This window comes from Mycobacterium sp. (assembly GCF_965277065.1).
Classification (GTDB): Bacteria; Actinomycetota; Actinomycetes; order Mycobacteriales; family Mycobacteriaceae; genus Mycobacterium.
The window spans coordinates 563,951-587,612 of record NZ_CBDIBT010000018.1 but is presented as its reverse complement, the minus strand read 5'-3'; the positions used below and the strand labels follow the sequence as shown (position 1 = coordinate 587,612).

26 protein-coding genes and 2 pseudogenes are annotated in these 23,662 nt (G+C 65.5%); 9 read left to right on the top strand and 19 right to left on the bottom strand.

The features are described from left to right. Positions 1-660 carry a DUF4245 domain-containing protein gene (locus tag ACQY5A_RS14330; protein ID WP_428340996.1) on the bottom strand — a complete coding sequence of 220 codons (660 nt, stop codon included), beginning with the start codon at positions 658-660 and terminating at the stop codon, positions 1-3. A gap of 55 nt (positions 661-715) precedes the next feature. Between ACQY5A_RS14330 and glpX the strand changes: the two genes are divergently transcribed. Genes glpX through ACQY5A_RS14305 form a run of 5 tightly spaced genes read left to right on the top strand, consistent with a single transcriptional unit; the run spans position 716 to position 5,400 of the window. Then, a complete protein-coding gene (gene glpX, locus ACQY5A_RS14325) occupies positions 716-1,747 on the top strand; it encodes a class II fructose-bisphosphatase (RefSeq protein ID WP_428340995.1) in 1,032 nt (343 codons plus the stop codon). Between the two features lie 44 nt (positions 1,748-1,791). Further along, positions 1,792-3,192, top strand: a complete 1,401-nt coding sequence (locus tag ACQY5A_RS14320; RefSeq protein WP_428340994.1) for a class II fumarate hydratase — start codon at positions 1,792-1,794, stop codon at positions 3,190-3,192. Between the two features lie 2 nt (positions 3,193-3,194). Further along, complete coding sequence (locus ACQY5A_RS14315) at positions 3,195-3,659, top strand: ester cyclase (protein WP_428340993.1); 465 nt, start codon at positions 3,195-3,197, stop codon at positions 3,657-3,659. A gap of 17 nt (positions 3,660-3,676) precedes the next feature. Continuing rightward, entirely contained in the window at positions 3,677-4,681 is a 1,005-nt protein-coding gene (locus tag ACQY5A_RS14310; protein ID WP_428340992.1) for an aminoglycoside phosphotransferase family protein, read from the top strand. Then, the gene (locus tag ACQY5A_RS14305) at positions 4,678-5,400 is read left to right on the top strand and encodes a nucleotidyltransferase family protein (protein ID WP_428340991.1); all 723 of its coding nucleotides are present in this window, start codon (positions 4,678-4,680) and stop codon (positions 5,398-5,400) included. Before ACQY5A_RS14310 ends, ACQY5A_RS14305 begins: the two co-directional genes overlap by 4 nt. On the opposite strand, the pseudogene ACQY5A_RS14300 reads toward ACQY5A_RS14305, so the two are convergent. The 5 genes and pseudogenes from ACQY5A_RS14300 to ACQY5A_RS14280 all read right to left on the bottom strand — a co-directional run bounded on the left by ACQY5A_RS14300 (position 5,397) and on the right by ACQY5A_RS14280 (position 11,431). Then, positions 5,397-6,282 (bottom strand): annotated as a pseudogene (locus ACQY5A_RS14300) (polysaccharide deacetylase family protein). The gene ACQY5A_RS14305 and the pseudogene ACQY5A_RS14300 sit on opposite strands and share 4 nt — an antisense overlap. 35 nt (positions 6,283-6,317) lie before the next feature. Continuing rightward, positions 6,318-7,613: a PhoH family protein gene (locus ACQY5A_RS14295; protein ID WP_428341516.1), complete on the bottom strand. Its 1,296-nt coding sequence runs from the start codon at positions 7,611-7,613 to the stop codon at positions 6,318-6,320. Positions 7,614-7,995: 382 nt separating this feature from the next. Continuing rightward, on the bottom strand, positions 7,996-8,826 hold the full coding sequence (locus ACQY5A_RS14290) for an acyl-ACP desaturase (protein WP_428340990.1): 831 nt from the start codon (positions 8,824-8,826) through the stop codon (positions 7,996-7,998). A 71-nt stretch (positions 8,827-8,897) separates the two neighbouring features. Then, positions 8,898-10,172 (bottom strand): serine hydroxymethyltransferase, encoded by a 1,275-nt coding sequence (gene glyA, locus ACQY5A_RS14285; RefSeq protein WP_428341515.1) that lies wholly within the window; start codon positions 10,170-10,172, stop codon positions 8,898-8,900. Between the two features lie 49 nt (positions 10,173-10,221). Further along, positions 10,222-11,431, bottom strand: a pseudogene (locus ACQY5A_RS14280) (DUF885 domain-containing protein). A gap of 78 nt (positions 11,432-11,509) precedes the next feature. Between ACQY5A_RS14280 and coaA the strand changes: the two are divergent. After that, positions 11,510-12,448: a type I pantothenate kinase gene (coaA, locus tag ACQY5A_RS14275; RefSeq protein ID WP_428340989.1), complete on the top strand. Its 939-nt coding sequence runs from the start codon at positions 11,510-11,512 to the stop codon at positions 12,446-12,448. A 65-nt stretch (positions 12,449-12,513) separates the two neighbouring features. Continuing rightward, positions 12,514-13,473, top strand: coding sequence for an amidohydrolase family protein (locus tag ACQY5A_RS14270; RefSeq protein WP_428340988.1), 960 nt, complete (start codon positions 12,514-12,516; stop codon positions 13,471-13,473). Positions 13,474-13,625: 152 nt separating this feature from the next. Here ACQY5A_RS14270 and ACQY5A_RS14265 read toward each other — a convergent pair whose 3' ends face one another. Beyond that, a complete protein-coding gene (locus tag ACQY5A_RS14265) occupies positions 13,626-14,039 on the bottom strand; it encodes a PPOX class F420-dependent oxidoreductase (protein WP_428340987.1) in 414 nt (137 codons plus the stop codon). A 550-nt stretch (positions 14,040-14,589) separates the two neighbouring features. On the opposite strand from ACQY5A_RS14265, the gene ACQY5A_RS14260 reads away from it, so the two are divergent. Then, positions 14,590-15,090 (top strand): nitroreductase family deazaflavin-dependent oxidoreductase, encoded by a 501-nt coding sequence (locus ACQY5A_RS14260; RefSeq protein ID WP_428340986.1) that lies wholly within the window; start codon positions 14,590-14,592, stop codon positions 15,088-15,090. Positions 15,091-15,136: 46 nt separating this feature from the next. Here ACQY5A_RS14260 and ACQY5A_RS14255 read toward each other — a convergent pair whose 3' ends face one another. From ACQY5A_RS14255 to ACQY5A_RS14245, 3 genes are all read right to left on the bottom strand, one after another. Next, a complete protein-coding gene (locus ACQY5A_RS14255; RefSeq protein ID WP_428340985.1) occupies positions 15,137-15,466 on the bottom strand; it encodes a type II toxin-antitoxin system PemK/MazF family toxin in 330 nt (109 codons plus the stop codon). Beyond that, on the bottom strand, positions 15,463-15,690 hold the full coding sequence (locus ACQY5A_RS14250) for an antitoxin MazE family protein (protein ID WP_428340984.1): 228 nt from the start codon (positions 15,688-15,690) through the stop codon (positions 15,463-15,465). Before ACQY5A_RS14250 ends, ACQY5A_RS14255 begins: the two co-directional genes overlap by 4 nt. 108 nt (positions 15,691-15,798) lie before the next feature. Continuing rightward, positions 15,799-16,515 carry an MBL fold metallo-hydrolase gene (locus tag ACQY5A_RS14245; protein ID WP_428340983.1) on the bottom strand — a complete coding sequence of 239 codons (717 nt, stop codon included), beginning with the start codon at positions 16,513-16,515 and terminating at the stop codon, positions 15,799-15,801. 118 nt (positions 16,516-16,633) lie between these two features. Between ACQY5A_RS14245 and ACQY5A_RS14240 the strand changes: the two genes are divergently transcribed. Beyond that, positions 16,634-17,182: a PadR family transcriptional regulator gene (locus ACQY5A_RS14240; RefSeq protein ID WP_428340982.1), complete on the top strand. Its 549-nt coding sequence runs from the start codon at positions 16,634-16,636 to the stop codon at positions 17,180-17,182. Between the two features lie 25 nt (positions 17,183-17,207). Here ACQY5A_RS14240 and ACQY5A_RS14235 read toward each other — a convergent pair whose 3' ends face one another. From ACQY5A_RS14235 to ACQY5A_RS14195, 9 genes are all read right to left on the bottom strand, one after another. Continuing rightward, a complete protein-coding gene (locus tag ACQY5A_RS14235) occupies positions 17,208-17,846 on the bottom strand; it encodes an NADPH-dependent F420 reductase (protein WP_428340981.1) in 639 nt (212 codons plus the stop codon). 4 nt (positions 17,847-17,850) lie between these two features. Further along, positions 17,851-18,993 carry a hypothetical protein gene (locus ACQY5A_RS14230; RefSeq protein ID WP_428340980.1) on the bottom strand — a complete coding sequence of 381 codons (1,143 nt, stop codon included), beginning with the start codon at positions 18,991-18,993 and terminating at the stop codon, positions 17,851-17,853. A gap of 43 nt (positions 18,994-19,036) precedes the next feature. Further along, the gene (locus ACQY5A_RS14225) at positions 19,037-19,375 is read right to left on the bottom strand and encodes a YciI family protein (RefSeq protein WP_428340979.1); all 339 of its coding nucleotides are present in this window, start codon (positions 19,373-19,375) and stop codon (positions 19,037-19,039) included. Next, positions 19,372-20,049 carry a type 1 glutamine amidotransferase domain-containing protein gene (locus ACQY5A_RS14220; RefSeq protein WP_428340978.1) on the bottom strand — a complete coding sequence of 226 codons (678 nt, stop codon included), beginning with the start codon at positions 20,047-20,049 and terminating at the stop codon, positions 19,372-19,374. Before ACQY5A_RS14220 ends, ACQY5A_RS14225 begins: the two co-directional genes overlap by 4 nt. After that, positions 20,046-20,993: an SMP-30/gluconolactonase/LRE family protein gene (locus ACQY5A_RS14215; protein WP_428340977.1), complete on the bottom strand. Its 948-nt coding sequence runs from the start codon at positions 20,991-20,993 to the stop codon at positions 20,046-20,048. The genes ACQY5A_RS14220 and ACQY5A_RS14215 overlap by 4 nt, the downstream gene beginning before the upstream one ends. A gap of 40 nt (positions 20,994-21,033) precedes the next feature. Beyond that, a complete protein-coding gene (locus tag ACQY5A_RS14210; RefSeq protein WP_428340976.1) occupies positions 21,034-21,426 on the bottom strand; it encodes a VOC family protein in 393 nt (130 codons plus the stop codon). A gap of 85 nt (positions 21,427-21,511) precedes the next feature. Further along, positions 21,512-22,132, bottom strand: a complete 621-nt coding sequence (locus ACQY5A_RS14205; protein ID WP_428340975.1) for an NADPH-dependent F420 reductase — start codon at positions 22,130-22,132, stop codon at positions 21,512-21,514. Between the two features lie 70 nt (positions 22,133-22,202). Continuing rightward, a complete protein-coding gene (locus tag ACQY5A_RS14200) occupies positions 22,203-22,997 on the bottom strand; it encodes a glucose 1-dehydrogenase (RefSeq protein WP_428340974.1) in 795 nt (264 codons plus the stop codon). An 88-nt stretch (positions 22,998-23,085) separates the two neighbouring features. After that, positions 23,086-23,340: a hypothetical protein gene (locus ACQY5A_RS14195; RefSeq protein ID WP_428340973.1), complete on the bottom strand. Its 255-nt coding sequence runs from the start codon at positions 23,338-23,340 to the stop codon at positions 23,086-23,088. Positions 23,341-23,662: the final 322 nt, after the last annotated feature.

Below are 23,662 nucleotides of genomic sequence, written 5' to 3'. Positions count from 1 at the left end.
TCAGTTTCCTTTCTTTGGCCATCTAGGTCGTTGGGAGGGTAGTGGCGGTTGCGCTTGGGTGGCCGCCGCCAAGGTACGAAACTCGTCGGTGTTGCCGGCACCGGTGATGCCGACTTGAGCCGGACCGGCCGGGCTGTTCAGCCGGGTCGTCCACACCGGCTCGACGCCGTCGCCTCGATAGGTGATCCAGCGGGTGCCGTTCACGTCGACAGTGCCGGTCGGAAACATCGACGGATGAATCGCACTGACCAGCTTGTCCTCGTTGGCGTTGCTCTGGGTCAGGCTCAGATACTCGCCACCCGGGCTGATGTAGCCGACGATCGAGGTGACCGCACGCAGACGTTTTCCCGTCGAGGGGTCGGTCCGGCCATCGGCGATCTCACCACGACCACCGGAATTGGCCTGCCAGCCCTCGGGCAGGCGTGGCAGCCGGACCGGGAACCCCAGGGTCTGCGCGTCGGCCTTCAACGCGCCGGCGGCGTCGTAGGCCGGCACCGGTCCGCGGTGGATTCCACTCGGGGAAAACGAGCACATCCCGACCACGCCGGCCAACACGATGCAGGCCACCACCAGCGGAGCGATCGACCAGAACATGTCGCGGCCGTCCTGCAGCAGCCGCGGCTTGGCCGGTTTGGCCGAGGGCTCGGGCTCTGAGGTCACATCACGAGTATCCCAGCTCCCGAGGAGTAACCCGTCTCTGGGACAATCGGCAACCATGACCGCAGGTTCTCGTCGTGAAGCACCGGACCGCAACCTCGCCCTCGAGCTTGTCCGGGTCACCGAGGCAGGCGCCATGGCCGCCGGCCGCTGGGTGGGCCGCGGCGACAAGGAGGGCGGCGACGGCGCGGCCGTCGATGCCATCCGCCAGCTGGTGAACTCCGTGTCGATGCGTGGCGTCGTGGTGATCGGCGAAGGCGAGAAAGACCACGCGCCGATGCTGTACAACGGCGAGCACGTCGGCAACGGCGACGGCCCGGAATGCGACTTCGCCGTCGATCCGGTCGACGGCACCACGCTGATGAGCAAGGGCATGCCCAACGCGATCTCGGTGCTCGCGGTGGCCGACCGCGGCGCGATGTTCGACCCGTCTGCGGTGTTTTACATGAACAAGATCGCGGTGGGCCCGGACGCCGCCCATGTTCTGGACATCACCGCGCCGATCGCCGACAACATCCGCGCGGTCGCCAAGGTCAAGGGACTGTCCGTGCCGGACATGACGGTCTGCATCCTGGACCGCCCGCGACACGCCCAACTGATCGAGGACGTGCGGGCCACCGGAGCGCGCATCCGGCTGATCACCGACGGCGACGTCGCGGGCGCGATCTCGGCGTGCCGACCCGGGTCCGGCACCGACCTGCTGGCCGGCATCGGCGGCACGCCGGAGGGCATCATCACCGCCGCGGCGATCCGCTGCATGGGCGGCGAGATCCAGGCGCAGCTGGCCCCCAAGGACGACCAGGAACGACACAAGGCACTTGACGCCGGCTACGACCTCGACCAGGTACTGACCACGGGAGATCTGGTGTCCGGCGAGAACGTCTTCTTCTGCGCCACCGGCGTCACCGACGGCGACCTGCTCAAGGGTGTGCGCTACGAGCCGGGCGGCTGCACGACGCAGTCGATCGTGATGCGGTCCAAGTCCGGCACGCTGCGGATGGTCGAGGGTTTCCACCGGCTGGCCAAGCTCAACGAATACTCCGCTATCGACTTCACCGGCGACAGCAGCGCCGCATACCCCCTGCCGTGACACCACTATCAACGAGGCCACATCTACTGAGAAAGAAGGTGCCCGTGGCAGACGACACCGAATACCGCATCGAACACGACACCATGGGCGAGGTCCGGGTTCCCGCAAAGGCGTTGTGGCGAGCCCAGACTCAGCGCGCCGTGGAAAACTTCCCGATCTCGGGTCGGGGCCTGGAGCGCACCCAGATTCGGGCCCTGGGCCTGCTCAAGGGCGCCTGCGCCCAGGTCAACAAGGACCTCGAACTGCTGGCAGCGGATAAGGCCGACGCGATCATTGCCGCTGCCGCCGAGATCGCCGACGGCAAGCACGACGACCAGTTCCCGATCGATGTGTTCCAGACCGGTTCGGGCACCAGCTCCAACATGAACACCAACGAGGTGATCGCCAGCATCGCCGGCGCCAACGGCGTGAGCGTACACCCCAACGATGACGTCAACATGTCGCAGTCGTCCAACGACACCTTCCCGACGGCCACCCACATCGCGGCCACCGAAGCCGCTGTGCGCCATCTGATTCCGGCGCTGCAGGTGCTGCACGGCGCGCTGGCCGACAAGGCGCGAGAATGGCACACCGTGGTCAAGTCGGGCCGCACCCACCTGATGGACGCCGTCCCGGTGACGTTGGGCCAAGAATTCTCCGGGTACGCCCGCCAGGTCGAGGCGGGCATCGAACGGGTGACGGCGACGCTGCCCCGGCTGGGTGAACTGGCGATCGGCGGCACCGCGGTCGGCACCGGCCTCAACGCCCCCGAAGGCTTCGGCGCCAAGGTGGTCCACGTCCTGGTCACCGAGACCGGATTGGACGAACTTCGCACCGCGGTAAACTCTTTCGAGGCCCAGGCCGCGCGCGACGGGCTGGTCGAGGTGTCCGGCGCGCTGCGCACCATCGCGGTGTCGCTGACCAAGATCGCCAACGACGTGCGTTGGATGGGCTCCGGCCCGCTGACCGGCCTGGCCGAGATCCAGTTGCCGGACCTGCAGCCGGGCAGCTCGATCATGCCGGGCAAAGTCAATCCCGTTCTGCCCGAGGCGGTTACCCAGGTCGCAGCCCAGGTGATCGGCAACGATGCCGCGGTCGCAGTCGGCGGGCTCTCGGGTGCGTTCGAGCTCAACGTCTACATCCCGATGATGGCCCGCAACATTCTCGAATCGTTCAAGCTGCTGACCAACGTCTCGACGCTGTTCGCCGAACGGTGCATCGTCGGGCTGCACGCCAACGTCGAGCACCTCCGCGAACTCGCCGAGTCATCGCCGTCGATCGTCACGCCGCTGAACTCGGCGATCGGCTACGAAGAGGCCGCCGCGGTGGCCAAGCAAGCAGTCAAGGAACACACGACGATTCGGCAGGCCGTGATCGACCGCGGGCTGATCGGCGACAAGCTGTCCGAAGAGGAACTCGACCGTCGTCTCGACGTGCTCGCGATGGCCAAGGTCACCGAGGCGTAGCCATGTTCGACGACGGACTCCGCCAACGGCGACTGGCGCTCGTCGAAGAGCACATGAACACCGAGGTGACCAAAGAGTTCGATCGCACTCTGGCCACCTTCAACGGGCACCCCCGCTACGAAATCATGGCCACCGGGCAGGTTTTCGTCGGCGACGACGAGGTCATGAACTACTACCTTACCACCCGTACCGCTTTTCCCGATCAGCGGCACGACAATGTCCGGTTCCACGTCACCGAAGACACGGTGATCACCGAATTCGACTTGCTCGGAACCAATCTCGGTGAGTTCTACGGCATGCCGCCCACCGGCAAAGCATTCCGGGTGCCGATCATTGCGGTGTTCTTCTTCGATGGCGAACGAATCACCAATGAGCGCATCTATTTCGACAGTGCCAGCCTGGTCACACAGATCGGCCGCGGAGAACTGCTGGCCTTGGCCGCTTCCGGCGATCTTCCGGGGCAGTAGCGCTGGCGCAGCGCGACATGGACAGGCCCGCGGAGCGCGACGCGACGATCTCGGAATTCCTGACGACGGCCGGCTGGGGCAGCGCCGCACGCACGGCCATGGCGGGAGATGCATCCTTTCGCCGCTACTGGCGCCTGACCGACGGCTCGCGGCGCGCGGTGTTGATGGACGCGCCGCCCGACAAGCTCGACATCCGCCCGTTCCTGGAGATCGATTCTCATCTGCGCGGGCTGAATTCCTCCGCCCCTGAGATTCTCGCCGCCGATCCGGCGCCGGGGTTGGTGCTCTTGGAGGATCTGGGCGACGCGACGCTGGCGCAACGGCTCGAGGCCGGCGACGACCCGGACCGGATCTTCGGCTTGGCGATTGACTGGTTGATCGATTGGCACCGGCGCGGCGCGGCGGCAATTCCGGCCGGCCTTCCCGGGTATGACGATGCGCGCATGCTGGAAGAGGTGGAGCGGTTCATGTTGTGCTACATACCTGCCGCGCGCGGAACGCCTGTCGACGAGGACGCGCGGCAGCATTTCGAGGCGATCTGGCGCGCGCTGTTGCCCACAGCGCGCGCGGTGCCCGACACACTCGTCCATCGCGATTTCTTCGTCGAGAATCTGTTTCTGCTGCCGCGACCGGGTCTGAAAGCGTTGGGGCTGCTGGACTTTCAAGATGCAGTGGTGGGGCCGATCACCTATGACCTTGCCTCGCTGCTGGAGGACGCGCGCCGCGACCTGCCCGCGGCCCTGATCGATTCCATGCGCGCGCGCTATCGCGCAGCATTCCCGGAGCTGTCCGGCGTGGATTTCGATGCCTCGTGGGCGGTGATGGCCGCGCATCGCCATGTGAAATGCCTGGGCCTGTTCGTGCGCCTAGCCACGCGCGACGGCAAACCTGGCTACCTGCAGCACATCCCGCGGCTCTGGCGCCTGCTAGACCAGGCGCTGACGCATCCCGCATTGGATGAGCTGTCGCACTGGCTGGAACGCGAAGTGCCCGCTGCGCACCGCGTGGTGCCGGACCCGTGAGCGGCTCTGCGACCATGCCGGGCCATGCCATGGTGCTGGCGGCAGGCCTCGGGCTACGCATGCGCCCCCTGACCGAGCGCACGCCCAAGCCGCTGATCCCGGTGGCGGGCAGGTCGATGCTGGACCGCGTTTTCGACCGGCTCGACGAAGCGGGCGTGCCTCACCGCGTGGTCAATACGCATTGGCTGGCGGACCAGATCGCCCGGCATCTGGCCGGCCATTCCGGCGTGATCCTGTCGCACGAGGGCGTGCCGCTCGACACCGGCGGTGGCGTCGCCCAGGCACTTCCCCTGCTAGGCCTGCAGCCCTTCTTCGTCTGTAACGCCGACATCATCTGGCTGGACGGAGAGCGGCCGGCGCTGAACCGCCTGGCCGAAGCCTGGGACGCGGCGCGGATGGATGCGCTCCTGCTGCTGACACCGGTCGGCCGGGCCTTCGGCTATGACGGGGCGGGAGACTTCTTCCACGCCGATGACGGACGTTTGCAGTGGCGTGGCGACGCGTCCACTGCGCCATTCGTTTTCACCGGCGTGCAGATCCTGCATCCTCGGCTATTCGCCGATGCCCCGGATGGAGGGTTCTCGCTGAACCTACTCTATTACCGTGCACAGGCGACCAGGCGACTGTTCGGCCTCGTCCATGACGGCGACTGGCTGCATATCGGCACGCCGGAGGCTCTGACGGCGGCCGAATCCTGGTTCGCCGCGCGCGAGGATTAGCTGCCGTTGTTCGGTCCGCCCGAGTTCTGGCCTGCCACATCGGTAATCGGGAAGTTCGGCATCGGCGGTGGCGACGGCGTATTGGGCAGCGACGGAATCTCCGAGGCCGGGATGTCGTGCAGGGCATTGACCGGGGGCCCGTTCTCCCGCGAGCCGTACACGCTGCCCGGCGCCCGCGGCCCGAGTAACTGGCTGACCGTGACCAGGTGGTAGTCGTTGGCTTTGAGCACCGGAATGAACTGCTCGACGAGATCGACGGTGCTGGAGTAGGTGTCGTGCATCAGGACCACCGACCCGGGTTTGATCTGGGTCATCAACAGGAATCTGCTGGCCGCGGTGTTCGAGTCGTTGATCCAGTCGAAAGGGATGACGTCCCAAAGGATTCCGGCCTGGCCGGCTTTGGCGGCCGGCCCGTTGACCGCCGGATCGGTCAGTCCGCCCGGCGGGCGCCACAACTTCGGCGTCACACCGGTGGCGGCGACGATCGCGTCGGTGGCCCGGGAGAACTGGCTGGGCACGTCGGCGGGTGGCAGCGTCGTCATGTTGGGGTGCTCCCAGGTGTGGCTGCCCAGTTCCATGCCGGCTTCGACCACCCGTTTGGCGCCGGCCGGGTTGGCCGCGACCTTGTTGCCGATCTCGAAGAACGTCGCCTTGGCGTTGTTGGCTTTCAGGATGCCCAGCAGCCGGTCGGTGTACGGCGTGGGGCCGTCGTCGAAGGTGAGCGCCACGCACTTGACCTGAGCGCAGTCGACGGCGTCGTTGGCCTGGGCGAAACCGGACGTGCCCGGTGAACGCGCCGACCGCCACTATGACCGCGGCTGACGCGACACCGGCGACGGTACGCAGGTACCGCCACTTCTGGTTGTCGGGTCGTTTCGCCACCGCCGAAGCCTACCGGCGACCAACTACGGCCTGGCTTACAGCGGGGCGCCGCTGATTTCCTCGAGCATCTCGGTCACCAGCGCCGCGATCGGCGACCGCTCGCTGCGCAGCAGCGTGATGTGCGCGAACAGCGGGTGCCCTTTGAGCTTCTCGACCACGGCCGCGACGCCGTCGTGGCGGCCGACCCGCAGGTTGTCCCGCTGGGCGACGTCGTGGGTCAGCACCACCCGCGATCCCGTACCCAGCCGTGACAGCACGGTCAGCAGCACGTTGCGTTCCAGCGACTGCGCCTCGTCGACGATCACGAAGGAGTCGTGCAGCGAGCGACCGCGGATGTGGGTCAGCGGCAGCACCTCGAGCATGCCGCGGGAGAGCACTTCCTCGAGCACCGCGGGGCTGGCCAGTCCTTCGAGGGTGTCGAAGACAGCCTGGGCCCAGGGACCCATTTTGTCGCTCTCGCTACCGGGCAGGTAGCCAAGTTCCTGGCCGCCGACCGCGTACAGCGGCCGGAAGACCACCACCTTGCGCTGGGTGCGCCGTTCCAGCACGGCCTCCAGGCCGGCGCACAGCGCCAGCGCCGACTTGCCGGTACCGGCCTTGCCGCCCAGCGACACGATGCCCACCGACTCGTCGAGCAGCAGATCCAGGGCGACCCGCTGTTCGGCGGAGCGGCCGCGCAGCCCGAAACTTTCGCGGTCGCCGCGGACCAGTTGCACCTTCTTGTGTGCGTTCACCCGGCCGAGCGCATGCGAGCTACCGGCCAGCAGCCGAATCCCGGTGTGGCACGGCAGGTCTCGCGCACCCTCCAGGTCCACCTCGCCGTCGGCGAACAACGTGTCGATGTGGTCGGCGCTGGTTTCCAGCTCCGTCATCCCGGTCCAGCCGGAGACCACGACGTCCTGCGCGTGGTACTCGTCGGCGGGCAGGCCCACCGCACCCGCTTTCACCCGCAGCGGAATGTCCTTGCTGACCAGCGTGACGCGCTTGCCCTCGGCCGCGAGATTGGCGGCGCAGCACAGGATGCGGGAGTCGTTGGTGTCGGTGCGGAAGCCGGCAGGTAGCACGGACGGGTCACTGTGGTTGAGCTCGACGTGCAGCGTACCGCCTTGTGTCCCAACCGGAATGGGTTGATCGAGGCGTCCGTGCTCGATGCGGAGATCGTCGAACAGGCGCAGCGCCTGGCGGGCGAACCAGCCCAGCTCGTGATGGTGGCGCTTGGCCTCCAGCTCACTGATCACCACCAGCGGAACAACCACTTCATGTTCGGCGAAGCGGGAGCAGGCCCACGGATCGGACAGCAGCACCGACGTGTCGAGCACGTAGGTCCTGATGGAGTCCTGGGAAACCGCTGCAGTATCAGTCACGAGCGCTCCTCGAGCTCATCGCCCGGATCGCTGCCGCATGCGGGTGGTGTCCCCACCGCCACCCATGCGCACGAAGCGTTCTCACCGGGCTGGATGCCCGTGCGGCCCGCACGGACGATTCGTCGGCGGGGGCCGCGGCGTAAGGACCGGGGCCGGCGGTCCTTTCGAGGTTGAGTCGAGAGGCGCCGCCCGGATAGCAGAGCGTGTCGCTAGCCATCGCCAGCGACGCTACTCTCGTCGGCTCATGTCCGCCGGGCAGGCGCGCCGACGACGCTAGACGGAGCAGTGGGGTCTGGAATGAGGAGGAGCGGCGCCACTAAACCGCGCCGACGACGATGCAGAGCGTCAGCTAGCTGCTGACGAACTGCTGCAGAGCGGGCTCGTCGGCCACGCCCCAGTCGGTGATCCGGTCGGAGATGAGCTGACGCAGTTGGTCGGGTCCGAAAATGCCTGCGTCGGCGACGACTCGCACCTTGTCGGCGTACGCGTCGATGTCGGCACCGATGACGTCGATCTCGGCCGCGCGCGCGGCGATGGCGGCGATCGTTTCGTCGCGTCTGTACGTCGCCAGGTGCGCGACCAGGTTGGCGAAGAACTCCTCGTGCCGCACTTCGTCGCGGGCGATGTGGGCGATCAGGCCGGCCAGCACCGGCTCCTCGATCTGAGCCGCCAGGTTGTTGCAGAAGACCGCGCTGGAGCCCTCGAAGAGAGCCATGAACACCAACGTCTCGATCTTCGAGTACTGGCTGGCGCGATACCCCTTCGACGACACGTGCTCGAAGCGGACGTCTTCGTTGGCGGTCGGATCGATCTCGCGGGTCACCACGAAGTACTCGCGCAGCGCGATCGCGTGCAGGTGCTCCTCGGCGGTCCAGCGACCGATCCACTGATGCCAGTTGAGTTCGAGGATGAAGTGCTCGACGAGTTCGCGGTGGTAGCCGGCCAGGTTGTCCTTGGTGACCAGTAGGATCTCGCACGCGTCGGTGATGGCTTTCGGCAATGTCACCTGTGACGCGTCCCAGTCCCGGCCGCCCAGGAAGGCGAAGTTCTCCCCCTGCTCGAACGGCACGAAGTCGTGCGCGAACCAGATCTGCTCGGTACCGATATGACGATCGAGATTCGCGCCGACGACTGGATCGAGTTCGAGCATCAGTGCGTCAGGGACGGGTCTAACGGCCATAAAAGTAACTGTAACTTGTGGACACAGGTTTCGTAAAATCCCTGTGCCGGCGTTTTCCCGAGCGGCCGGTGTTAGACCAGCGACCAGTCCTCCAGGCCCTCGTACAGCGGAAACTCCCTGGCCAAACGCGTGACACGCGCACGCAGGGCCGCGACGTCCGCCGCGGTTCCCGCCGCCAGAGCGGTGGCAATGATGTCGGCGACCTCGGTGAACTCGGCGTCGCCGAAGCCCCGAGTGGCCAACGCCGGCGTACCGATCCGGAGGCCGGAGGTCGTCATCGGCGGCCGCGGGTCGTTGGGCACCGCGTTGCGGTTGACGGTGATGCCGGCCTCGTGCAGCAGGTCCTCGGCAGCTTGGCCGTCCAGCGGTGAGTCACGCAGGTCGACGAGCACCAGGTGGACGTCGGTGCCACCGCTGACCACCGAGACGCCGGCCTCAGCGACGTCGGCGGCCAACAGTCGATCGGCCAGGATGCGGGCGCCGGTCAGCGTGCGCTGCTGACGCTCGACGAATTCCGGGGTGCCGGCGATCTTCAACGCGACGGCCTTGGCGGCGATGACGTGCATCAGCGGTCCGCCTTGCTGGCCGGGGAACACCGCGGAGTTGATCGACTTGGCGTACTCCTTCTTGCCCATGATCATTCCGGACCTGGGGCCGCCCAGCGTCTTGTGCACGGTGTTGGAGACGATGTCGGAGTCGGGCACCGGCGACGGGTGCAGTCCGGCGGCGACCAGGCCGGCGAAATGCGCCATGTCCACCCACAACTTGGCGTCGACCTCGTCGGCAATAGATTTGAACGCGGCAAAGTCCAGGACGCGCGGGTACGCCGACCAGCCGGCGACGATCACCTTCGGCCGGAACTCCAGCGCCTGGGCTCGCAGCTTGTCCATGTCGATGATGTGAGTGGTGTCGTCCACGCCGTAGAAGGCGTTCTCGTAGAGCTTGCCGGAAAAGTTCAGCTTCATGCCGTGGGTCAGGTGACCGCCGTTGGCCAGGTCCAAGCCCAGCAGCCGCTCCCCTGGCTTCATCAGTGCATGTAGCACCGCGGCGTTGGCCTGTGCACCCGAATGCGGTTGCACATTGGCGAAGTCGGCGCCGAACAACGCCTTGGCCCGGTCGCGGGCGATGTTCTCCACCTCGTCGACGTACTCGCAGCCGCCGTAGTAGCGGCGGCCGGGCAGACCCTCGGCGTACTTGTTGGTCAGCACGCTGCCCTGAGCTTGCAGCACCGCGCGCGGAACGAAGTTCTCCGAGGCGATCATCTCCAGCGTGTCGCGCTGGCGGCCAAGCTCTTTGCCGAGCAGCTCGGCGATCTCGGGATCGACATCGGCCAGCGGCGCGGACAGGACGGAGGTATTAATGCGGGCGTCGGGTGCGGCAGTCACGGGGCCCAGTCTAAACGGGCAGCCCAGACGGGACGAACGGCTCGTCGAGCAACCGGCCGAACCGCTCGACCACGCTCGTCCCATCCGGCCGCGCGTCCAGCCACCCGCGCAACAACCGGTATCCCTCGACGTAAGTGCTGGTGTAGGCGCGCCACAGCGGCGAGGACAGAAACCGCAGCATCTGCCGGGCCCGGGTGTCGTTGACCAGCAGCCAGCGTCGCAGGAACTCCGCGACCTCGTCGGCGTCGCGGTGCTCGTCGTGCAACATCAACGCCGCGTCCTGACGCACGCCGGCCAGCGCCGCCGCGGCCTCGGACACCGCTTCGGCGCGCTCGCCGTCGAAACGCAGACCGAGATCGGCATAGATCTCGCCGGCCCAACTCCCCCAGCCCGAGCCGATCGCCGCATACAGCGCCAGGTCGGCCAGGCCCTCGGCCATCAGACATTGGGGGGTGTTGACCAAAAAGATGGTCTGCTCGGTCTGTCCCCTGCGGTTGACCAAGCCGGCCTCTTTGCGGCAGTGCTCCGTGTGGTGTCCGGGGTAGGACTCATGCGCCACCAGCCGGGGCAGGTTGGACATCAGCTGCTTGAGGTCGGCGTTGACGGCCACCGTCGAGCGGTAGCCGCCCAGGTAGTAGTTGAAACCCGACCACGGCTTGTCGGTCACCACCTGGTAGTCGACGGTCTCGGTGTCGGGCAGCGGATATTCGGCGCGGACCCGGTCGCGCAGCGCGCTGGAGAAGGCGTCGATGGTGGCCGCCAACCGCTTCGGGCGGGATTTCCTCGCCGACGCGGTGCGCTTCCATCCGGTCGGCCAGCGAGCCGGGGCCGGCCAGCGCCTCGTCGAGCCGGACGTGTGCCTGCCGATAGGTGTCCGTGTCGCCCTTGCTGATGCGCACATCGAAATAGGCGTGCACCTCGTCGACAAACCCGATGTCTTCCCCGGCGAACTTGCGGGCCGCGCACTCCAGCGCACGCAGGTGAGCGCCTACGTAGTCGGCCCGCTGCTGGTCGAATCCGTTGCGGTGCGGCACATCCGGCAATGCGGCGACCAGCCGGCCGGCTTGCCGAACCAGGTCGGCCGGATCGGGGGCGGGCTCGGCCGCCACGCTCTGGCGCAACGCCGGGTCGCCGGTGAAGGCGTCGACGTAGCCGGACTCGATCCGGTCGAAACGCAAACCGAGTAGCAGGTACTCACGGATCAGCGCGTCAGGGTCCACACTTGGGAAGTCTATTTACCCGGCTCTCCGGTCGCCCCACCTGACCATGACACGGCCAAGGCTGCAAGACTGACTCTCATGCCGCGGCCCAGCGAGCCGAGCCCCTACGTGGAGTTCGATCGACGACAGTGGCGCGCGCTCCGGATGTCGACGCCACAGCCGCTGACCGAAGAGGAAGTCGTCGGCCTGCGCGGCATCGGCGAGCAGGTCAACCTGCGCGAGGTCGAAGAGGTCTACCTGCCGCTGGCACGGCTCCTGCACCTGCAGGTCGCAGCCCGCCAGGGGCTGTTCTCCGCCACCGCCGAGTTCCTCGGTGAGCCACAGCAGGCTCCCGACCGGCCGGTGCCGTTCATCATCGGCGTGGCCGGCAGCGTCGCGGTCGGAAAGTCGACAACCGCTCGTGTGCTGCAGGCGCTGCTGGCCCGTTGGGACCACCACCCGCGCGTCGATCTGGTGACCACCGACGGGTTCCTCTACCCCAACGCCGAGCTGAGCCGGCGAAACCTGATGCACCGCAAAGGCTTTCCGGAGAGCTACGACCGACGGGCGCTGATGCGGTTTGTCACGTCGGTGAAGTCGGGATCGGACTACGTGTGCGCGCCGGTGTACTCACACCTGCACTACGACCGGGTGCCGGACGCCAAGCAGGTGGTCCGCCACCCCGACATCCTGATCCTCGAAGGTCTCAACGTCCTGCAGACCGGGCCGACGCTGATGGTGTCGGACCTGTTCGACTTCTCGCTGTACGTGGACGGACGGATCGAGGACATCGAGCAGTGGTACATCTCGCGGTTCCTGGCGATGCGTTCGACGGCGTTCGCCAACCCCGCGTCGCACTTCCACCACTACGCAGGGCTGACCGACCAGCAGGCCGACATCGCCGCCCGCGACATCTGGCGCTCGATCAACCGGCCCAACCTGATCGAGAACATCCTGCCCACCCGGCCGCGCGCCACCCTGGTGCTGCGCAAGGACGCCGACCACTCCATCAACCGGCTGCGGTTGCGCAAGCTCTGACGTCTTGCTGCCGCGACTGCCGTGCGATCCTGTCCCGTGCCAGCGTCTTGAATAGATTGAGCCTCATGACTGAACTCATCACCGACGTGCACACGCATCCTTTGCTCGCGGAGTACAAGCGGATCCTGACCGGCGATGCCGACGCAATCGCAGCCGAGGGGGTGGCACTCCCCCCGTGGAACCTGGTTCTGCACCTGGAAAACATGGACGAGCACGGGATCGGTGCCGGCATCCTGTCGCTTCCGGGCATGACGAACGTCTTGGTCGGCAAGGATGCCTCAGCCAACGCCCGCGGGCTGAACGAAGAATTGGCCGCGGTGGTTTCTCAGCACCCTGATCGGCTCGGCGCTTTCGCCGTCGTGCCGATGCACGACATAGACGCGGCACTGATCGAAACGGCCTACGCTCTCGACGATCTCAACCTCGACGGTGTGTGTGTTGGCCCGCAATTCGCAGGCACCTATCTCGGCGACGACTATTACGATCCGTGGTTCGAGGAACTCAATCGCCGCGGTGCAACTTTGTTCGTCCATCCCGATGCGCCGCCGGGGTTTTCCGTTGAGACCAGCAAGATGAACGTCTCGGTGGTGGAGTTCATGTTCGAAACCACCCGCATGGTGGCGACTATGGTTCTGTCCGGCGCCAAACGGCGTTTCGCCCGGGTCAACATCATCGCCACCCACGGTGGCGGCACCATTCCTTACCTCGCCACGCGCATTTCACTGGCGGGTTCAATGCCGTGGGGATACCGGGGCGGCCCGAAGCTCGACGCTGCTGACATTTTGACAGGTCTGGCATCGTTCTACTTCGATCTCACAGCAGCCACCGCACCGGCAGCCCTCGACGGTCTGCACGCACTGGTACCACCAACTCAGCTGTTGATGGGTTTCGACTATCCGCTGATGCCGCCACAGACGATCGAGCCGGCGAAGAAAACGTTCGAGTTGTACTCCGGATTCGATGACAACGAGAAAGCGCTCATAATTTCGGGCAATGCGCACCGATTGTTTCCGCGTTTCGCCTAACACGACGGGGCTTGGCGTTAACCGGGGTCCCTGCTCGGTGCTGGTTTCTGGATCCGGCCAGCGAGTATCTGCTAACCGGCGGGTGAGTCGATCGAGTTCATCATCGGCGACTGCGATGTCGTGTCGCTCAATCACCACCTGTGACGGTGCCATTAATTTCCCTGTCCGTGGACCTTGTCGATGCTGATGGTGACGATGGCCCGGGTTTGGTCTCTACCGCCATACCAGGGGTACGGGCCGCGGAGGTATTTCTGTGCGAGTGATTCGATGTGCTCCGCTCCCCCCGAAGTCGTGGTACCGATGACGCGCCCTCTGACGGTGATGAAGCGAATGGGGTTAGCCGGGTCGGACACGGCGACGGCCACGCGCGGGTCACGTTCCATATTGCGCAGCTTCTGGAATCCGGCCACCGTGTTGATCACGATGTGATCGCCGTCGGTGTCGACCCAGATCTGGGTCAGCTGAGGGGACCCGTCCGGCATTAGAGTCGCGAGGTAACAGGTACTCGGGGCGCGCAATAGCGCCATCAGCTCGTCAGTCAGATCGGTGGCGGGGTGAATGGTCATCGGTCTTGGCTCCTGCTTCGGTTGTGGTGTGGGAGGGATGCGTCCGGCGCGCCGCTCGGGCGATCAGGGCCAGATGATCAGCGTCAACATTCACGAGATGCCCGTCACGCGATCCGCCGAATCAATACGGGAAGAATCAGAAGGAGAAGGTAAACAGCACAGCAACTTCCGGGTCACACGAACCAGGTCAAGATCTGGGCGGTGTTTGGTACAACCCTGTGCCGCGGCCCCGATCGGACAGCGACACCGACCCCAGGCCGGCTGCATACTCAGCACCTTCAGCCAACGCGCCCAGCAGCAGCATGTCAAACGATGCCGCAGATCGGGAGGGACAGCTCGGATCGAATTTCCGTTCAGTGCAAGTCATTCGGCGCAACGCGACGGTCACGGCCAGAATTCGTCCCATGCCAATGTAATCGGTCAGCGTATCCCGGCTTCGACTGTCCAAATTCATTTGATTGGGCAGAGACGGACGAGTTCGCAGTATTGAACACGCACCTGGCGGCAGCAATTGGGTACACAGAAATTTGTGGGTGGATATGATCGCCGCGTGGCGCTTCCACCCGTCGATCCGACTGCGAAACCGACCTTCGCCAAGCGGATCATGACGCCGCTGGGGAGGTCGAAAGCTGGCAAGTGGACGATCCGGAACGTCTCGACGCGTATTGATCCGATCCTCGTCAAACTCACTCGGGGGCGTCTGTCGACGCTCGTCTTCACTCCTGCTGTCCTGCTCACGCATACTGGAGCGAAGTCGGGCGCGCCGCGAACGACGCCGCTGTTGTACTTCACCGATAACGAACGAGTCATCCTGATGGCCTCCAACTTCGGCGGAACCCACCACCCGGCTTGGTACCACAATGTCAAAGCCCATCCGGAAGTGACGCTTTATGCCGGCGGCCGGGAGGGCCGTTTCCGAGGGGAGGAGGTGACCGGAGTCGAGCGCGACCGGCTTTGGAGCCTCGCGAAACAGCTCACGATTGGCTACGCCGACTACGAGCAGACAACGGGTGGACGTCGCATCCCGGTGATGGCCTTCTCCCCTATTTAAATATCGACTGCTTGAAGGCCTGGTGGACGCGCCACGGGAATTCCGGTCATCCCGCGAGTCCGAGGAACACCAGAAGTGCGCGATCAAGCCGGATGAGATCGGCATCGGCCAGACGACCGAGATGATCGCGTACGTTGGCCCGCGGCACCGTGGTGATCTTGTCGACCACGATTTGGCTTGGCTGCTCGATTCCGGTTGTCGGCGTTGGCTCTACGACGATTCGCGTCAGCGGCGCCTCGACTGGTTTTGTTGTCAGCGGACAGACAGTTACCGAGGCGGTCGCGTCGAACCGATCGTCCTGAATAATGACGACGGGTCTCGGCTTATCGGAATAGGTACCTCGTGCCGCAGCGATGTGAATATCGCCGCGCCTCACTCGGCGGACTCCCCCTCAGCAGTGGCCTGGTCGACGGAAATCGCATCGATGAATGCTTGGTCGTCGACCTCGTTCTCGCTGGCGGCGATGGCAGCAGACTGGCGGTGCGCTTCAGCGACGAATTCTGGTGCCCGTACGTCAGGCACCCAAATCTGGATAGGCCGAAGCCCCTGCGCGCGTAACCGCTCGCGATGTCCACGTACCCGCTCTCGTATGCTGGCCATGCACCCGACGTTACATGTAACGGGATCGGCGAGTCCAGATCATCCAGCCATCTCTCGTTGGTAGACCCGCGATCTCTTTTTGTAGAACAACACGAGTGATGAGCCCGGCTATGACGCGATCCCGCGCGCTGCGGTAGAAGTGCCGTGGCGGCCGCGGACCAGATTTGTGACGGTGTCGGTATCGACGGGTCCACCGTGGCCGAGGAAGAGCCGAACGGGTCGATGCTGGCCGATCAGGGCGTCGAGCACGCGCAGATCGCGACCGGTGTCGTGGGAGTAGTAGTGCCGTGCCGGGCGACCCGGCGCCAAGGCCCCGCCGAGATATCCGCCGCGGATCAGATCACCGACCAGTGCTGGCATGCCCGGCCGTGTCCCGAAGATGGCAAGGGAGCCGGGGGTGTGGGACGGCGCGGGCACCGCATAGGCGGGGATCCCGTAGGGCTGCAGGTCGGTGACGTCGTCGATGAGGACATCGGGTTCGTAGCCGGTGAAAGGCCGGTCGACGAAGGGTCGGATGACGCGGGCGGTGAGGTTGGTGCAGACCAAGTCGGGGTTGCGGCCGGACCGCACGATCGGCGCGTCGGGGGCGCCGATCAGCACCGGCACCTCGGCGCCGACCAATCGGCGCGCACCGCCGGCGTGGTCGGCGTGGCCGTGGGTGAGCACCACTGCGCGCAACCGGTGTGGATCGACGCCCAGTTTGTCGAGCGCCCGGCGAAGCCGTGGGACGGCGGCCTCGGTGCCGGAATCCACCAGGATGTTGCCGGCGCGGCCGTGGATCAGATGCACATTCGAGGCGGGGAGGCGGATCGTGACGATTTCCATCGTCAACTCCTACGGTATAAATAGGACTGTCTAAGCTGGACGATAGAAGTTTCGCATTGCTGGAGACCGGGGCGCCATGTCGAGATTGAGACCGTCTGAATCAGGAGGAGTGGTTAAGATGGTCAAGCCGCCGAGCATGTCGGCCAGCTCTTACGTCGTCCTAGGGTTGCTCGACCGGCACGGTCCGACCACGCCCTATCAGCTGGAACGAATCATCAGCGCCAGCATCGGATACTTCTGGGGATTCCCCCGATCTCAGCTCTACGCCGAGGCCACCCGCCTGGCCCGCCACGGCCTGATCGGTGAGCACCGCGAAGATGCCGGCCGGCGCCGCCGGACTTTATCGCTGACCGATCAGGGACGCGACGAACTGAATCGCTGGCTGGCGGTGTCTACCGACCAGCCCACCGAAATCCGCGACGAAGGCCTCATTCGACTGTTCTTCACCCGCGACAACACCACCGCGGAGGACGTGCGAAGGCTTGCCGTCGAGCAGGAAAACGCACACCGCATGCGCCTGGCCGACTACGAGTCACTGGTCCAGCGCGGGGTACTACCCGCCAACTCACCCCAACGCGCAACGCTGGAGTTCGGCTTGAAGTTCGAACGGCTCGCGGCGACCTTCTGGGCCGAACTCGCCGAGCACCTGGGTCAAGGGACGGTGTAGCGGCTCGGTCGTTCAGACACGCCCGTCACGTCTCCCGGATGAGCACCGTCCCGATGCGCGCACCCATCCCCTGGACGTAGGCCAATTGAACTTGGAGCATGCCCAAGGGTTCGGTGTATCGCGCGTAGGACAGAGGCCCTGCGTCGATCCCGTCAGCGTCGATGTCAGCAATGAGCGCCAACACCGTGGTGCGGGCCTGCGCGTCGTCGCTGCAGACAAATACCCCCGGTGTGCGTCCATCGATCAGCGTTGACGTCGACTGCAGTACCTCAGCGAAGGGTGGCACAGCCTTGACGACCGTCGCGCCTGGGGCTGCCGCGGCGATTTCCTCGCCCGCTGAGGTGGACGTTCCCAGTTCCAGCCCGCTCATGTCCGCCTTGAACGGATTAGTGGTGTCCCACAACACCTTTCCGGTTAAGGCATCGGCCAGCCGGTGCACCACGTCCAGCGTCGCTGCCCACGGGGTGGCGATGATGACCACCTCGCCGTGGGAGGCAGCCTGTTCGGGTGATCCCGCGCGGGCGCCGCAGCCGATGGCCTCGGCAGCGGCCTGCACTTTCTCCGAGGTGCGCGCGAAGCTGAGCACCACGTCATGTCCGTGGGCGGCGAGGCGCTTGCCGATTCCGACGCCGACATTGCCCGCGCCGATGATGCCAATCTTCATGGACTCACTCCGATGTTGGGGTTCGTTGGTCGGGTGCCGACAGGTACGTTGGCGCGCTCTGCTGCTCGGCGAGACGTTGCCCGGCAGCACGCTGGAACGGGCTCATTCCGCCCGGCTGCCAGGGACCGACACTGCCGGCCCTGACCGCCGCCCCTGCTTTCGCAGGCAGGACCAGCTCCGCGCGCAGCACCTCGACCGGGCGGTCCGCGAGCGCGAACCAGTCCATCGCGAGGAAGTCGGTGCTCCCGGCGCACAGAGCGCCGCGGCGCATCGCGTCGGCGAGCCGGGTCGTCATCCCCGAGCGCGACAGATGGCCACGGTCGGCCTCGAACAATCCCGCTCCGGTAGCGAGGTAGCCGGTCTCGAAGAGGCTGACCACCATAGCCAACAGGCTGAATGCGCGGGGGTCGTCGTTGGCGCGGGCGATGAACCCGAATACCTCGATCTCACTCTCCACGGTGCTGCCGTAATCGGCCAGCACGTGCACCCAGTCGTGCTGGGCAAGCAGCGGTGGTGCCGACCCGGGCAGCCCCGGGAACACGAACCCGCGGGAACGATAGAAGTCGTGCACGCCGCGCCCGATCGTGCCGGGGTCGAGGTCGGCCAGCGATGCCCAGCGGGCAGCCAGCGCACGGTCGTCGGGCACTGCTTCCCACGCGTGGGTGAGCGCGACGCTGGTGTGCGTCGACCTCCCCATCGCGGCGCCGTCGAGGTACCCGTTGCGCTCGAAGTCGATGGCGGCCATGCCCAGGCTGCCCTCGGCAAACGACCGTCCGACGTTGATGAGATCCTCGGAAACGCCAAGCTGATCGGCGAATTCGGCCACCCGGACGCTGACCTCCGTTGGGATCGGCGAGAGCACCAACTCACCCAGCACCATGATCTGCACGATCCGCGAACGAAACGCCAAATTGCGACGGGCGAGGCCCCGCGCGAATGATTCGGCATCGATAGGTTCGGCGGCTGCCGGGTTGACGCGGTGACCCGTCATCGCGCGGGACACCGCCTCGAACAAAAGCCGTTGGATCTCGGTCAGCCCACCTGCACCGGTCGCGGCCGATACGAATCCGCGCAGCAGAAATGCCGCCTCATCCCGATCGGGCGGCGTCAGTAGTACGGCATCACCGCGCGGAACAGGGACAGCCATCAGGTGCGCCCACGCTGCGGGTGCTCCGCCGCGATGCCCGCGGTCACGACGAGGCCTTGGCGCGTTCGTCGGCGATCGCCGCGTCGAGCGCGCCGGGTGTGGGCTCGGGTATGACCTGCGACCAGGGTCGGATGCTGACCGAGGCGAAAACCTTCCCGCTGGCCGTATAGGGCTCGGACGCGACGAATTCGCGTGCCGCGGTCGTGTCGTCGGTCGCCAGCACGATGATCATGGTTTGCGGGATGCCGTTTTCGTCGCGCGCGGGGCCGCCGAAGAGGATCTCGGAGCGGTGCGCCTGAATGTATTCGAGGTGTTGAGCGCGGAGCGAGGTCAAATGCGGCAGGGCATCGGCGTTGATTTCGCAGGTCAGGATGAGGCTCATGACGACCTTCTTTCCTTCTTCAGAACCGTAATGAGCGCCTCGGCTGTCGCGCGACCTGATTGTGGGTTTTGCCCGGTAACCAGTCGTCCGTCGACCTCGACATGCGGCTGATGGGCGGGCCCTTCCTGAAAGTTGGCGCCTTCCAAAGTCATCCGATCCTGTAGGGAAAACGGCATATGGGAGAACAGCGCGTCCTGCTGGTCTTCGGCGTGGCTGAAGCCAGTGACGCGGCGCCCCCGAAGTAGGGTAGTTCCCCCGGGCAGGACCACATCCAGCAGCGAGGCGGGGCCGTGGCAGACCGAGGCGACGGCCTTGCCGGCGGTCCAGAATTCGGCAATCAATGCTTTAAGTCCCGGGTGTATCGCCAGGTCGAACATCGGTCCATGGCCCCCCGGCATGAAGATCCCGTCGAACGTGTCGTGGGTAATGCCACTCAGCGGCGCGGTGGCGTTGAGCACCTCCAACGCGTCGCGCACATGGGCGATTTCGTCGGCTCGGGGATAGCCGCGCGGGTCGATGGGCGTCGGTCCGCCCCGGGGGCTGGCCACCTTCAGGTCGATACCGGCCGCGACGAGCACCTCGTAGGGTTCGGAGAATTCACTGAACCACAGGCCGGTCGTCGGTGTGCCATCAACCAACCCCGCGTTGGTTACCACGATCAGCAGGGCACTCATTGCGCACCAGACGTCGGGACCAGCGGTGCCCCAGTCGCGCCGATCTCTAGTCGCACCAGGCGAGCGGGCTGCACCGCTCCATCCTTCGGACCGATGATTCCACCGGTAGTGGTGACGTAGAGGGCGTCACAGTCCGGCCCGGCGATGCCAAATGCGCAGGCCGTCGACCCGGCCAGACCCTGGTCAGGTCCGGCGAGGGTCACTCGCTCCCCGCCGGGGGCGATCCGATCCAGCGTATGACCCATGTGAGTGGCCACATAGAGGTTGCCGTCGACGTCGAACGCTAGGTCGTCACCACGCATGCGTTCGGCGCACAGTTCCAGCGGTCCCGATGACCCATCGGAACGAATCTCCATGCGGCACAACAACGCACGCGCGTTCGACGTCACGTACACGTAGCCGCCGAAGCTCTTGATGCCGTTGGTGCCCGGCAAGAACGACGCGCCCGGCCAGCGGGTGAGACGCTCATCCTGGATCCAGGTCGAGGTCGACTCGGTCTCCAGGTCGAGTCGCAGAACCCGTCCCTGCGCGGCCTCCGCAGCCAATAGCACCGTGTCCGACAGCGCCGCCATCCCGTTCATGAATATCGCGCCCTCGGCAACGAACAGCGGACCGGCATCACCCGTTGACAGGTCCAATCGCCATAGTGTTGAAGGCGTTTGGTCGGGCACACCAACACAGATGTAGAGGTTGTCGCGAACCCGTACCAGACCGGTCGGCGGTGCGGCCAGCTGAAGCATGGTTTCGTGTCGTCCGTCGGGCCACACACGATCGAGTCGGGCCTCGCTGAGCACCGAGATAGCGAATGAGCCGTCGTCGAGCGGGGCTAGGTTCTCGACGAAGGTGCCCACCGGCCACTCGGTGACGACGCGCGATGGAACTAACCGCAACGGCGCCTCATCGTGCACCGGGAGGTCAAGCGGTATGTCGGTGATCGCGTCCATTGATGAAGACCCTCTCGTTCGGTTCTGATTCCACAGTGCCTCACCATTGCTCGCCCGGCTCGTAGGTGCCGAAGCTCCACTCGTAGCCCTCGATGTCGAGCACACGAGCCCGGCTGCTGCCCCAGTCGGTGCGTTCAGGTTCGATCACTGGTGTTGCTCCGGCTGTTACGGCTTGGCGGTAGATCGCCTCGACATCCTCGACTAGCAGATACAACCCCGCACCGGTGGACTGGCCCAACAGTGGCGCATGTTGGTAGGGCTGGTCGTTGCTGGCGACCATGAGGACGGTGTCACCGTTGCGGACCTCGCTGTGCACTATGGTGCCGTCGTCGCCGGTCTGCTCACGGACGACGACGAATCCGATCGCTGCGAGCCACTTCAGTGCCCGAGGGGCGTCGAGATAACTCAGATAGGCGAACAGTTTGGCGACCATACTCGGCTCCTATTCCAGTGCAGATCGTGGAGATTCAGAAGAGGGCGGCGGTTAGCGCGCGGGACTTGGGTGAAGGCTCTCAGGGCTAGGTGTCTCGGTGCTCGGCGAGCCGGCGGGTGGCGGTTGCTCCATCCAACCGCTGCCCGTAGAGAGGTCCGCCGCTCTCAAACACCTTGCCGTTGGCCAATACTCCCGCATCGGCCGGCGCGAAATTCGAGTCCTCAATTAGCTGCCTGGTTAGCGTGCGCGAGCCGTCGTCGTCGCCCGCGAAGAAGATCGCCAGCTCGGCGTCAACGACACCGTCGGCGCGCGAGGCCATTTCGGTGGCGTACATGGCATTGAATGCCTTCACTACCAAGGTCTGCGGCAAACGTTCAGCGACGAGCTCAGTTTGCGATCTGCCAGCTAAGTCGATGTCTCCGTCTCGCTCGGGGTAATAGTTCGACGCGCTGATGAGCACCTTTCCCGCCAGCGGTGCCGGCGGAAGCTGCAGCGTCGCCGCGAACGGTACCGCTTCCAGGATCGCGTCGCCGAAAGCTATTGCGTCGTCGACACTTCCCACCGATGCGTTCGGACCGGCCGCGGCAACCAGAGGGGCGAGACGCTCCATGTTACGCGACGAGAACATGACGACATGTCCGGCAGCGCACCACAGCCGTCCCAATGCTCCCCCGATGTTTCCACTTCCGATGATCCCGATCTTCATCGACAACTCCTTCTCCCGCGTCAGGCTGATCGGCGGGGTTCTTCGAGAGGATTTCTGAGCGGCCTGGCCGCTACTGGGCAGTGAATCCTCCGTCCGCGAGCAGGGTGTGTCCGGTGACGTAGGAAGCGTGGTCTGACAGGAGCCACGCAACCGCGTCGGCAACCTCCGCTGGAGTTGCGATGCGGCCCAACGGAATTGCGTTCGCGTTCGCCTCGGCTTCCGCCTCTCCCCCGGACATGTTCGACAGGACGCGAGTGCGGGTAGCGCCCGGTGCAATCGCGTTCACCCGGATGTTGGATCCGCCGACTTCGAGAGCCGCTGAGCGGGTCATGCCGATCACAGCGTGCTTGGTGCCGCAGTAGAGGCTCGTATTGGCGAAGCCGACGACACCGCCGATCGACGACGTGTTGACGATTGCTCCGCCGCCTTGAGTCAGCATCTGGCGGATTTGTTCGCGCATCCCGAAGAAGACGCCTTTCTGATTGATCGCGACGACGCGGTCGAAGTCTTCGTCCGTCTGCTCGTGCAAGGGGGCCATCGTGCCTTCGGTCCCGGCGTTATTGAAGGCGCCGTCCAGCCGACCCCACGCTGCGACGGTCGCCGCAACCGTCTCGGTGTGGTCAGCGGCTTTCGCTGTGTCCATGGCCATGAAGCGAGCTTCGCCGCCGGCCTGCTTGGCCAGGGCGACGGTCTCTTCACCCTCTGATCGCCGACGGCCGCCGACCATCACCCGTGCTCCAGCCGCAACGAGGGTGATCGCCGTGGCCCGACCGATCCCGCTCGTCCCGCCAACGATGAGCACCGACTTGCCGTCCAGGCCGCGGCCCGCGAGTGATTCGTTCGAATTGGTCGGACTTGCCGTCACGCTTGCTCCATGTCGGGTGATGTCGTCATGTCGTTCTCGGTTCGAAGGTCAAGAGGTCAATTGTGAGTCGCGAGCGTGCAGAACGTCGTTACGGAAAGCGGTCCAGCAGCGCCGTGGCGACGATGTGCATCGCGGGGTAGAACGGCAGGGTGCTGGCCGACTCCAGCGCGGCGTCTTCGCTCTCGGCGAGCATGACCAGCCAGCCGCGGGACCGGTCGCTCGCCAGAAACACCTGCTCCATCTGACCGCCGTCGATGAGCTCGACGACGCGATCATGCTCGGAACCGGCGAGAGCTGGGTCGGGTGGCTGCTGCCACGTAAAAGCAAGCATGAAGCGATTCACGGTTCGTCCTCCTGTTTGTGCCGGCGGCTGTACGGTCGTTCCGGGCTGCCGGCGGCGACGGTGGATGTGACCTGGCCACTCCGAGCCCCTTCCCGGCAAAGGTGCTCGGGGGCCAGAGCTCCGGTCCGACCTGACGAGCGTTGTCGCACAACAAGTTACATGCCTGCGGCAAATACACGCAGTTGGAGTCCGGTCGGTGAGACGCTTGCTGCCAGTGCTTCCCGACCAGTCGTCGCGGCCATTCGCGCCTGCGTAGCGTTGGTGCGAGGCTAGCGAACTAAGTGCCGCGAGCGCTTTCACAATCGTGCTGTCTCGTATTTGG